Source organism: Paenibacillus barengoltzii NBRC 101215 (genome assembly GCF_004000745.1).
Lineage (GTDB): Bacteria > Bacillota > Bacilli > Paenibacillales > Paenibacillaceae > Fontibacillus > Fontibacillus barengoltzii.
Genome location: NZ_BILV01000017.1, coordinates 72283 through 83121 on the forward strand (window position 1 = coordinate 72283; position 10839 = coordinate 83121).

The following is a 10839-nucleotide window of genomic DNA, read 5'->3' on the forward strand; positions in this document are numbered from 1 at the left end:
TTATCTAGAACGCAGGCTCAGCTCGCACTGCCCGTAGTGCTCTCGGCAATCTTGTCCTCGACGAACTTCTGCATCGTCTGCAGCGTATCATCCAGATCGACGTTGCCGCGAACGATATCCGCGCAATAGGTATCAACCGCTTCGGCGATGTAAGGGTAATATTCGTAGGTATAAATATAAAGGGACTGGGTCTCCTTCTCATTGGAGGTGAAGAAGGATTGCATATATTGCTGATATTCCGGACTTTCGATCACTTGTTTACTCGCCACGATTTGACCTGCTTTCGCCCATTCCAAGGAGTTCGCGCGGATGAATTCCAGGAAAGCGCCGATGCCGGCTTCTTTCTCATCCGATCGATCCTCGTTTTTCAGCATCGCAAACAGGTGGGACGAAGCGCGGTTCGTGAACTTGTCCGGCGTCGGAGAATAGATGTTCGTCACCCCGAAGTTTAGACCCTCGACCGCAGCATGGGCCGTAGAACTCCAAGTACCGTCCGTCGAGAACAAGACGTTGCCGGATTGGAACATTAAGTAGCCGTCTTCGCCAAATGGGGTCATCAACCCGGCATCGGCAATTTTCTTCACCTCTTCGAAGGCTTGTCTCATCACCGGCGTATTCACAGCCGGCTTGCCGTTTTCTTGGATGTCTCCTCCCAGGTTTTGCACTTGAGCTAAAATCACCCAGCCGAGCAGCGCATCATTGACAACGTAATCACCATCCTCCAGCTTGCCTTGAAGCGACAGCATTTCGTCGATGGTAACCACGTCGTCGTCCAAGAAGGATTCCGCGTTGTACTTCTTGAGCAGATCCTTGTTGTAATACATCGTGTTGCTATGAATGTCGAGCGGAACGGTATACTGCGTGCCATCGATGTTCCCCGTCGCCCAAGCCTGCGGAAGGTAGTTCTCCTCCTTAATTTCCGGCTGCGCGGCAATCGCACCGCCGATAGGTTCCAGCACGCCTTGCTTCACAAAGCCGGGAACACGGTCCGCGTGGATGATCGCCAAATCAGGAACCCCTTTGCCAGAGTTGAGCACCGTGGAAATTTTGGTATACATGTCTGCGGTAATCACATGCTTCACTTTGAACTCGGGATTGGTAGCGTTGTAATTCTTGACCAATTGATCCATGTAAGCTCCGTCATCGCCGGTTAACGGCGTCCAGAAAGTAATCGTCTTCTTGTCCGAGCCGCTGCTGCATCCAGATAGTACTGTCACGCTTAAAAGAACTAAAACCAAAGATAAATACAACCACTTCGTTTTCATGTTTCTTCCCCCGTTTTGAATAATTAATATGATATGAAATCGGCCGGCGCTGAAGCCGTCCGCAAACGTCCGCAGCGCAGGGCCGTTCTATCCCTTCACCGCTCCTGCCGTCATCCCGTCGATAAAGTATTTTTGAAAGGCCACAAACAAGATAAAAATCGGAATGATGGAGAAGAAGGAACCTACAATCAGCAAATCATAGTTGTTCCCGTAAGGGGTTAGCAGCGTCTTGAGCCCAATCGGTAACGTGTATTTATTGGCGTCGCTGAGCACCATAAACGGCCAAAGGAAGTTGTTCCAGCTGTTCATCCCGTTGAGGATGGCCATCGCCGCAAAAGAAGGCTTCATCACCGGTAAGATAATCCGCACGTAGATTCCGTACTCACTCGCTCCGTCGACGCGCCCCGCAGCGATAATTTCCCGGGGAATTCCCCGCAAATACTGCCGGAAGAAGAAGATCGTCGCCGCGCTGGCGATCCCAGGCAGAATAATGGCCGAATAAGAGTTCATTAGCCCGATATCGTAGGTTAGGGTATACAGTGGCAGGAGCAGAATTTCAAATGGAACCATCATGATCAGCAGGACACAGATGAACAGGGTATTTTTCCCTTTGAACTCATAAGCTGAAAACCCGTATGCCACCGTAGCGCTAACCAGCAACGTCACTGTCACTTGGACGACCGTCAGCACTAACGAATTAAAAAACCATAAGAAATAGGAATGATTGCCCGTAAATAAGTAGACAAAGTTATCCAAGCTCATGACCGATAGATCGAACTTCAGGTTCAGTCCGTATCGGATCAAATCCTCCCCAGGCTTAAAGGAAGCCAGTGTTACAGCATAAAACGGCAGAAGCACCAGCACGCACAGGAAGGCGAAAAACACGAACAAAACGATCTTAATTAGCAAGCCGCGCTTCGATTTCGTCATGCTTCCTCCCCCTTCTTAAACATGCCGGTAAAGGCCAGCTGTGTCAGATTGATCACCATCGTAATGACAAGAAGCACGATGCCAACGGCGGCCGCATACCCCAGATTATTCTTCTCAATCCCTTGACGGTATAAGTAGCCCACGATGGTTAAGCCGATGTTCTTCGGAGAGTTGTTGCCGTTCCAGAGCATCATGCTTTCGATAAACATCGCCAGACCGGCGTAGATGCTGATCGTTAAAACATAGATGGTCGTTGGCTTCAACAGCGGCATCGTGATTTTCGTAAATCGCTGGATGGGAGAAGCACCGTCGATGGAAGCGGCTTCATAGTATTCTTCGGGAATATTTTTGAGTCCAGATAGGAAGTAAAGCATGTTTACCCCGGTCCATCTCCAGGTCGCCAGTGCCAATAAGGCAATAAAGCCAGTCGTTTGTCCTTTCAAAAATTTAATCGGCTCCACGCCAAACAAGCCCAAAAAGCTGTTGATGAGCGACCCTTCCATTTCACCGAACATCAGTCGGAAGATCGTCCCGGCCACCACCACTGACGTCAACGCCGGGAAGAAAAACGAGGATTTGAAAAATTCCCTCGCCCACATGAACTTGTTGTTAATCAATACGGCAAACAACATCGGAAACGGGATCAGAATCACCAAGGTTAAGACCATATAGATGGCACTGTTGGTCACGGCCTTGAGGAAAACCCCGTCGCCCATCAATTTCTCATAGTTGTCTATGCCAATCCACGCTGCTTCCTGTCCCAGGGTCACTTTCTGGAAGCTCATCCCGAAGGAGCTGATCAGCGGATACACCCAAAAGATGAGGAATACGAGCACGAACGGCAACACAAATACGTAAGGAGCAACCTTTTGTGAGTAAAGGAATTTTTTAAACATCGCCCTACCCCTTTTTTTAAACAGAGCTACTCCCGGAGGAGTAGCTCGCTGCTTATTTCAATTACTTCAGCTCCTGCTCGATTTGCGCTTGCGCATCATCCAGAGCTCGCTTAATATCCTTCCCGTCTTCAAAAACCTCGTTTAACGTTACCGTACAAAGCACGTTATTGATCGTAGGTGAAGCGGAGGTGGATTTAATCAATCGGATTTCGTCCTTGATGTCGTTCAGCACGTCAAATGGGTTGTTAATGAAGTATTGCACAAACTGGTTGTCCGGGTTATGTGTTACATCCTTCATTTCCCAAACGTCCATGTTGACCGGGTCAAAGCCCAACGTGTTCCAAATTTCAATGTTGGCATCCTCCGACAATTTGGCAAAAGCGAGGAAATCCTTGGCCAGCTCAATGTCTTTGGCCGTTTTGGTTACGACCGTCCCGGTTCCGCCGCCGCCAACCGAACGCGGCATCCCTTCTTCGATAACCGGAATCGGGGCGATGGCGATTTTGCCGGAGAGATCCTTCATATAGTTCGTGTATCTCGACATTTGCCACAACGGCATGAAAGCGGTCGCATAGTTGCCCGCATTAAACTCCCCGTAAGCTTCCTCCGTATCGGGCTGCCCTCCGGCGATGGTGGCGATCACATTGTTGTCTTGCAGGTCTTTCAGCAGGGTAAGTGCCTTCACCAAGGGTTCCGAGTTGATGGTCGGGTTCCCGGCGTCATCCGTGAAATCCGCACCTTGCTGCGCCAGCAGCTGGGAAAGCTGCCACGTTGCACTCGTATCGGCGGTGCCCATATACTTGCCTGTTTTCTCATACACTTGGATTCCGGCTTGTTTAAAATCTTCCCAGGTGACGATCGTCTTGTAATCCACTCCGGCCTCTTCTATAATTTCCGTGTTGTAAAAAGCAACCGAGGCGCCAACGTGAGTTGGGATACCGTAATTCACACCGTCCTTGCTGTAGAGGTCGATTCTGGATTTGACGATCGTGTCCCGGTACGGGTCGATGACGTCATTTAATTCGACCAGCTGCGGCGTGCCGGCCAGAAAATCCGGGAACTTGCCCAGCTCAATATCCGCGATGTCCGGCGCCCCAACACCCGTCTGGACGGCGATGGATAATTTGTTGTGCATATCATCGTAAGGCATCACCGTGACGTTCAGCTTAATTTGCCGATCCGGATTGGCGGTGTTCCATTTCTCCAGCATTTTCTCAAAATGCTGTCCATGCAGTTCCACAAACGTCCAATAGGAAAGCTCTATCGCATCTTCCCCCGCACCGCCGTCCAACACGGAGGTTTCACCCCCCGCCGTGGTTGACGTCTTGCCGCAACCCCACAGCCATGTGGCCATTGATAAGACTAACAGCACAATCCAAACCTTTTTCTTCATCCTTGACCCTCCCTGACAAAATAAAATCTACACACTTCATTTACAGTCGGTTATCTCCCACTTCTCTAGTAAAACCGATGGTCAATCGATGACCTGAAGAAGCGCATGCCTGTTGTGTATAGCTAGGTGTTGTCATCGTCTCAAGGGTGAATGAAGCCGTTGCTTCTCAGAAGCGTTTGGTTCTTTAAGATCTCGCTTGACCCAAGCGAATCACGTTCCAGGAGGCTTTAGCTAAACGAGCTTTTACATAACCGTCCTCGCAGACCGCATTACCTCCAGTGTGAGGTTTAACATTTTCCTGGTCCGCTGTATTTACAGCTTTGAGGTCGTCATGTTCCAGCACCAGATGCTCGATCACACAGTAGCCTTCGAACCCGCGAATATCGCAATCCAGCTCAAGCGCTTCCTCCAAATGACGGTTGACCGCAAAAATCGTCAACGTCTCGTCCGCTTCGTTATATACAATCGCACTGTCCAAATAAGGAACATCGGTATAATCCTTCGCGTCGTACACCGGGGAGTCAACTACCGGCTGCAGCGATACGCCCCGTCCAAAAAGCGAAGCATGCATGTAAGGATAATAAATCGTTTGCTTCCAGGAACGTCCGCCATTCTCCGTCATGATCGGAGCGATTACGTTCACCAACTGGGCCATGCAAGCCATCTTCACTCGGTCGGCGTGGCGCAGGAACGTAATCAGCATGCTTCCGACCAGCAAAGCGTCCTCGAAGTTATAAACGTCTTCCAGTTGCGGCGGCGCAATTCCCCAGGGCTCCAGCTTGGCATCGGCATCGTTGGAATGGTACCAAACGTTCCATTCGTCGAAGCTGAGGTACATCGTTTTTTTGCTGCGTTTCTTCGCCTTCACATAATCGCAGGTGGAAATCACCGTACGAATGAAGTGGTCCATATCCATCGAACGGGCGAGGAAATTCGCCGTATCGTTGTCCCGGTTGCCATAGTATTGATGCAGGGAAATATAATCGGCCACCTCGTAGGTATGCTCCAATGTCACCGCTTCCCATTCCGGGAACGTTGGCATCGACGAGCTGGAGCTGCCGCACGATACCAGTTCGATATCAGGATCAACCTGTCGCATCGCCTTCGCGGTCTCATAGGCGAGCCGTCCGTATTCCTGAGGTGTCTTTTGTCCGATTTGCCATGGACCGTCCATTTCGTTACCCAGGCACCAGGTTCGGAACTTATGGGGCTGCTCATAACCGTGGCTTCGGCGCAAATCGCTCCAATAGCTGCCCCCCGGATGGTTGCAGTATTCCAGCAGGTTGCGGGCCGCATCAACGCCGCGGGTCCCCAAATTCACCGCCATCATGACTTCGGCACCAACCTCTTTGGCCCATCCAGCAAACTCGTTTGTGCCTACCCAATTCGGTTCAATCGTCCTCCAGGCCAGTTCCAAGCGTTTGGGCCTCGATTCAACCGGACCAACCCCATCCTCCCAGTTATACCCGGAAACAAAGTTCCCGCCGGGATATCGGATGATCGGGACGTTCAGCTGCTTCACCAGCTCCTTGACGTCGTTACGGAATCCATGTGAATCCGCCTCCGGATGCGAAGGCTCATAGATCCCCCCGTAGACAGCTCGGCCCAAATGTTCAATAAAGGAGCCGTAAATGCGCCGATCTACTTCCGCAATTTTAAAGGCTTTGTCGATGACCATCGTTGCTCGCAGTGCTGTTGATGACATGTTGACCACCTTCCATTTTAGTAAATATTAAATTATTTCGAATATCCTTGAATGAATCCGTTTACAGGTATAAAATAACATATGAGATTAGGGTTGTAAATATATTTACCTAAAACATTTTATATTTATATAAAATTAATTGAATGAATGGTCCTAAACCACGTGAAAATGCTGAAAATTTGCCTGAAATTACAACGCAATTTTGAAATTTAGTTTAAATAAACTTAAAATTAATTACTCATTTACTGCAAATTCAATCTATTTTTCGAATCGGATCTTCATTTTTTGATTTGATGCTTTATTATGCGACTAAGTTAGTTTATAATTATCTAAAATAAAACTACCCATTAATTATTGGAAGAAGGTTCGATTATCCGATGATCTATATTAAGGATTTGATGAGCGGGATCGACATTTTCAAAGCATTAAGCTCGGAGATCAGAATTCAAATCCTCGAACTGCTGGCCAAAAATCAGGCTTTAAACCTCAATGACCTCGCCACCAAGCTGGGCTTAAGCAACGGAGCGATAACGATGCACATCAAGAAGCTGGAGGAAAGCGGCCTGATTGAGATTAATACTTCCGTTGGCAAGCATGGCATCCAGAAGATATGTTATCTGAACAAAGACAAGTTGATGGTCGACCTGCGGAGCAAGGATGTCGACAATTTATACGAAGTGGAAATTCAGGTGGGCCATTATAGCAATTATCATGCGGTCCCTACCTGCGGTTTGGCTACGAAGCACAGCATTATCGGTGATTTTGACGATCCGCGTTACTTCGCCGATCCACAGCGAATCGACTCGGAGATTATTTGGTTGTCCGAGGGCTTTCTGGAATACCGCATCCCGAATTACTTGAAGCCCAATCAAACGTTCCGGGAAATTCAATTTTCGATGGAACTGGGTTCCGAGGCACCCGGGTATTGCGATAACTACCCGTCGGACATCTATTTTTACTTGAACGGCGTCGAAATCGGTTTCTGGACGAGTCCGGGGGACTTCGGTGATGCACGCGGCACATTTAATCCGGATTGGTGGCCGCCGCACTTGAACCAATATGGAATGCTGAAGCTGATCCGCATTAACAATGAGGGCAGCTTTATCGACGGTTGCCGCATTTCCGACGTTACGTTGGAACAGATTCAACTGGATTACAAAAGCGAGCTGACGTTCCGCATCGCCGTCACCGACAAGCCGATCAACAAGCGCGGCCTGACCATCTACGGCAAGAACTTCGGCAACTACAGCCAGGACCTGCTGGCTCGGGTGCTGTATGATGTGAAAGAGCAATAACAACAATCAAAAAAATCAGCCTCCAGGTTACCGTTAGGTCCTGAAGGCTGATTTATTTTTAGCATAAGGAATAGGTTCTTACATCGTTTGCCCGTTGTCGATGGTAAGGATTTGTCCCGTCATCGAAGGTTGTTCCAGAATCGACGCGATCAGTGCGGCAATCTCCTCCGGCGAAGCGATCCGGTCCAATGGCAGCTGGGAAGTCAGCGACCGCATCTGCTCCTCCCGTCCAGCCCACCAACGTGTGCTGACCGCTCCAGGAGCTACACCGGTCACCCGCACATCCGGCGCCAATGCGTGAGCCAGCGATTTGGTCAAACCGTGCACCGCTGCTTTGGATACCGCATAGGGGACCGAGGAGCCTTTGCCCGTAATCCCTGCTATACTGCCCACGTTGACGATTGCCCCTTTACCCTGCTTTAAATACGGAGCTGCCGCTCGCGCACAATAAAACATCCCTTTTACATTTACCGCAAATAGATCGTCCCAGGCATCCTCCGTAATTGCATCCAGATCGCCCATTGCAATATACCGGGTGATGCTGGCGTTATTGACCAGAAAATCGATCGTCCCAAATTGCTGGACGATTTGGTCAACCATAGAGATGACCTCCTCGTTGTTTGAAACGTCGGCGCGAATCGCAATCGCCCGGCCGCCAAATTGCTGAATGGTTTGCACGGTCTCTTGGGCCTCCGCCTCTGAACGGGAGTAATTGACGGCAACCCTTGCCCCGCGTTCAGCCAGCAGCGTTGCCGTCGCCCGGCCGATCCCCGTAGCGCCCCCGGTAATTAGCACAACTTTGTTATGGTAACTCATGCTTCCATCTCCTCCTGTAAGCGAAGTACACTCGATTTATTTTTTTCAGCCGACTGGCTGTTACTGCTTCCCTGCCAATTCACCAGGAACACCCCTACACAAGTCAAAGCCCCGCCAACATAAACGTACCAAGTGATCTGCTCACCAAGCAGCAGCCAACTGCAAATGACGCTAAAGATCGGCACAAGGAACAGGAATGAACTGGTTTTGCCGGGATCGCTGTGGCTGAGCAAATAAAACCAGATCGTAAATTGAATAATGGAACAAAAGATCACGAGCCAGATGACCACGGACGCGGACGACAGGTTCAATTCAAAGCTGGGATGCTCCCCTGCAAAGCTGAAGATTAACAGCATCACGCCGCCGAGCAGCATTTGATAGGCGGCCAGCACTCTTTTGTCAAACGCCGGACCGATGCGGTTAATGATCAACGTGGCCACCGTGAAGCTGACGGCTCCCGCCAATGCAAATACCGTGCCAGGGTTAATGCTCAGGTTCATGCCAAAGGTGATAACCACACCAGCAAAGCCAATCACCACGCCAACCCATTGCCTTACGCGATAGGCAGTTCCCATCAGAGCTCCCCAAAGGATCAGCATCAACGGGCTCGTGCTTGAGATGATAGCGGACTCGCCAGAGGTAATCCAGCGCATGCTGTAAGCGGTGAACCCCATCACCCCAACCGATTGGAACAACCCGAGCAGCAAAAGCTGCAGCCAAGACTTCGCACCCTTAGGTTGAGGTTTGTTGGCGCTGAGTAAGGCGAGCAATCCCCCGGCCAATAAGAATCGGATCCCCATCAGCATGAGCGGGGTGGTATGCATCATCCCCAGTTTGGCAGCCGGATACGCCGTCCCCATCAAGAAAGTGGTCAGCAACAGCAGACCGGTATATTTGAATATATTCACGTTGTCGTTTCCTCCTTAGGTGTCACTTTCATGATTTGTATTGTATCGGAGGTTGGTGATTATGTATAATGATTGATAAAGATATCTGATATCATTTTTTGTGATGACAACGGGCCAAAAGGGAGGCATTCCATATGGATAGTGCGGAATTGCGGATATTTCAAGCCGTTGCTCGGGACGGCTCCATCACAAAAGCTGCCGCCCGGCTTGGCTATGTGCAGTCCAATGTGACGGCTCGCATCAAGCAGCTGGAGACGGAGCTGGGGACTGATTTGTTTTACCGGCACAACCGGGGGATGACCTTAACCTCCAGCGGCAAGATGCTGTTGGATTATGCAGACAAAATTATCGGTTTGCTGGACGAAGCGGCGTCGGCGCTCTCCTTCTCCGGCGAGCCGACCGGTCCGTTGCTGATCGGCTCGACGCAAACGACGGCGGCGGTGCGGATGCCTAAACTGCTCAGCCAGTATTATGAAAAGTATCCGAAGGTGGAGTTAACCCTGCTGACAGATATGTCCGATCGCCTGATGGAGAGAGTACTGCAGTATGAGTTGGATGTCGCTTTTGGCAGCTTCCGATTTAATCATGAGGATCTCACGCGCCTTCCCGTCTTTGACGAGGAAGTGGTGGTTATTTCTCCACCGGGCATTGAGAGCTTGGACGAGGCCCTGTTGAAGCCTAGCTTGGTGTACAACCGCGGCTGCACCTTCCGCGAACAACTCGAGGAGATGAAGAAGACCCACGGCCAAACCAACGTCGCCACGATGGAGTTCGGCACGCTGGAAGCAATTCTTGGCGGCGTCTCCGCCGGACTTGGCATCTCGCTGTTGCCGCGGATGGTCGCCGAGCAGAAGGCGCAGGAAGGCGCCATGCGGATTCACGAAGTTCCCGAATCGATGCGCTACTTGAAAACCGAGATCATTTACCGCAAAACTGCCCAACCCACCAGCGCACTCCGCGCGTTGATTGAGTTGCTGGGAGAGCAGGAAAGGATGGTTTCGTAAGTGAGGAGCGGTGCCTGCTCCTGCCGCCGCCATAGCTCTCTGTGGAGGGGATGACAGTTGCAAGGGATGATGAATGTACGGGAAAGGTTGCGCAACAGAGTAATGGTGACGGTAGAAGCTACCTGCGACGAGTGAGGGTACGATGACGGTGAGGTGCTGCGCTCGACGCGGTGCCGTGCTAGGGACGGTGCTGCGCTAGGGCAGTGCGGTGCAAGGGGCGGTGTTGCGCAAGAGGTGGCGCTGTGCAAGAGGCATGCGGTGGAAGAAACATGCGGCGGAAAAAGCATGCGGAAGAGGCGTGCGGAAGAAGCGTGCGGCGGAAGGAGCGGCGTATGAGGCACGGCAAAATCATGAGGCGGTGCGGCGCAAGAGGCGCGGCAAAATAGCGGTAAAAAATGGCCTTATTTTGCCTTTGCCGCGGATTTGATGAAAAATAAGGCCATTTTAGGGCCTTATTTGTGGGAGGTGGCGCGGATTCCCCCCGTTTTTAGGGGGATCCGCGCCAGATAAGGGAAATTTTTGGCGTTATTTACGCCAAAAATTTGGGATTTGGCCGAATAGCGGAATGAATTACCGCTATTCGCAGGACGAGCCGGCGGGATCTCCGATCGAAGGGGAGATCCCGCC

10 protein-coding genes are annotated in these 10839 nt (G+C 50.8%); 3 read left to right on the top strand and 7 right to left on the bottom strand.

Annotated features, from left to right (window positions below):
- Positions 1-17: 17 nt before the first annotated feature.
- The 5 genes from PBA01S_RS07660 to arfA form a co-directional block, all read right to left on the bottom strand.
- Positions 18-1265, bottom strand: coding sequence for an extracellular solute-binding protein (locus PBA01S_RS07660; RefSeq protein ID WP_085168789.1), 1248 nt, complete (start codon positions 1263-1265; stop codon positions 18-20).
- 87 nt (positions 1266-1352) lie between these two features.
- Positions 1353-2195, bottom strand: coding sequence for a carbohydrate ABC transporter permease (locus PBA01S_RS07665; RefSeq protein ID WP_028537416.1), 843 nt, complete (start codon positions 2193-2195; stop codon positions 1353-1355).
- Positions 2192-3091 carry a carbohydrate ABC transporter permease gene (locus tag PBA01S_RS07670; protein WP_016311351.1) on the bottom strand — a complete coding sequence of 300 codons (900 nt, stop codon included), beginning with the start codon at positions 3089-3091 and terminating at the stop codon, positions 2192-2194. The genes PBA01S_RS07665 and PBA01S_RS07670 overlap by 4 nt, the downstream gene beginning before the upstream one ends.
- A gap of 61 nt (positions 3092-3152) precedes the next feature.
- The gene (locus tag PBA01S_RS07675) at positions 3153-4484 is read right to left on the bottom strand and encodes an ABC transporter substrate-binding protein (protein ID WP_127575718.1); all 1332 of its coding nucleotides are present in this window, start codon (positions 4482-4484) and stop codon (positions 3153-3155) included.
- Positions 4485-4668: 184 nt separating this feature from the next.
- Entirely contained in the window at positions 4669-6189 is a 1521-nt protein-coding gene (gene arfA, locus PBA01S_RS07680) for an arabinosylfuranosidase ArfA (protein ID WP_127575719.1), read from the bottom strand.
- Positions 6190-6566: 377 nt separating this feature from the next.
- On the opposite strand from arfA, the gene PBA01S_RS07685 reads away from it, so the two are divergent.
- Entirely contained in the window at positions 6567-7484 is a 918-nt protein-coding gene (locus tag PBA01S_RS07685) for an ArsR/SmtB family transcription factor (RefSeq protein ID WP_016311348.1), read from the top strand.
- Positions 7485-7562: 78 nt separating this feature from the next.
- Here PBA01S_RS07685 and PBA01S_RS07690 read toward each other — a convergent pair whose 3' ends face one another.
- Positions 7563-8300, bottom strand: a complete 738-nt coding sequence (locus PBA01S_RS07690; RefSeq protein WP_127575720.1) for an SDR family NAD(P)-dependent oxidoreductase — start codon at positions 8298-8300, stop codon at positions 7563-7565.
- Positions 8297-9208 carry a DMT family transporter gene (locus tag PBA01S_RS07695; RefSeq protein WP_028537411.1) on the bottom strand — a complete coding sequence of 304 codons (912 nt, stop codon included), beginning with the start codon at positions 9206-9208 and terminating at the stop codon, positions 8297-8299. Before PBA01S_RS07695 ends, PBA01S_RS07690 begins: the two co-directional genes overlap by 4 nt.
- Before the next feature lie 134 nt (positions 9209-9342).
- Between PBA01S_RS07695 and PBA01S_RS07700 the strand changes: the two genes are divergently transcribed.
- Positions 9343-10212: a LysR family transcriptional regulator gene (locus PBA01S_RS07700; protein WP_016311345.1), complete on the top strand. Its 870-nt coding sequence runs from the start codon at positions 9343-9345 to the stop codon at positions 10210-10212.
- Positions 10213-10465: 253 nt separating this feature from the next.
- Positions 10466-10639, top strand: coding sequence for a hypothetical protein (locus PBA01S_RS22725; RefSeq protein ID WP_157268729.1), 174 nt, complete (start codon positions 10466-10468; stop codon positions 10637-10639).
- Positions 10640-10839: the final 200 nt, after the last annotated feature.

Excerpts from the sequence above, each read along its gene's own strand:
- PBA01S_RS07665 (WP_028537416.1), bottom strand. The coding sequence starts at position 2,195 with ATGACGAAATCGAAGCGCGGCTTGCTAATTAAGATCGTTTTGTTCGTG.
- PBA01S_RS07690 (WP_127575720.1), bottom strand. The coding sequence starts at position 8,300 with ATGAGTTACCATAACAAAGTTGTGCTAATTACCGGGGGCGCTACGGGG.
- arfA (WP_127575719.1), bottom strand. The coding sequence starts at position 6,189 with ATGTCATCAACAGCACTGCGAGCAACGATGGTCATCGACAAAGCCTTT.
- PBA01S_RS07660 (WP_085168789.1), bottom strand. The coding sequence starts at position 1,265 with ATGAAAACGAAGTGGTTGTATTTATCTTTGGTTTTAGTTCTTTTAAGC.
- PBA01S_RS22725 (WP_157268729.1), top strand. The coding sequence starts at position 10,466 with ATGCGGTGGAAGAAACATGCGGCGGAAAAAGCATGCGGAAGAGGCGTG.
- PBA01S_RS07675 (WP_127575718.1), bottom strand. The coding sequence starts at position 4,484 with ATGAAGAAAAAGGTTTGGATTGTGCTGTTAGTCTTATCAATGGCCACA.
- PBA01S_RS07670 (WP_016311351.1), bottom strand. The coding sequence starts at position 3,091 with ATGTTTAAAAAATTCCTTTACTCACAAAAGGTTGCTCCTTACGTATTT.
- PBA01S_RS07700 (WP_016311345.1), top strand. The coding sequence starts at position 9,343 with ATGGATAGTGCGGAATTGCGGATATTTCAAGCCGTTGCTCGGGACGGC.
- PBA01S_RS07685 (WP_016311348.1), top strand. The coding sequence starts at position 6,567 with ATGATCTATATTAAGGATTTGATGAGCGGGATCGACATTTTCAAAGCA.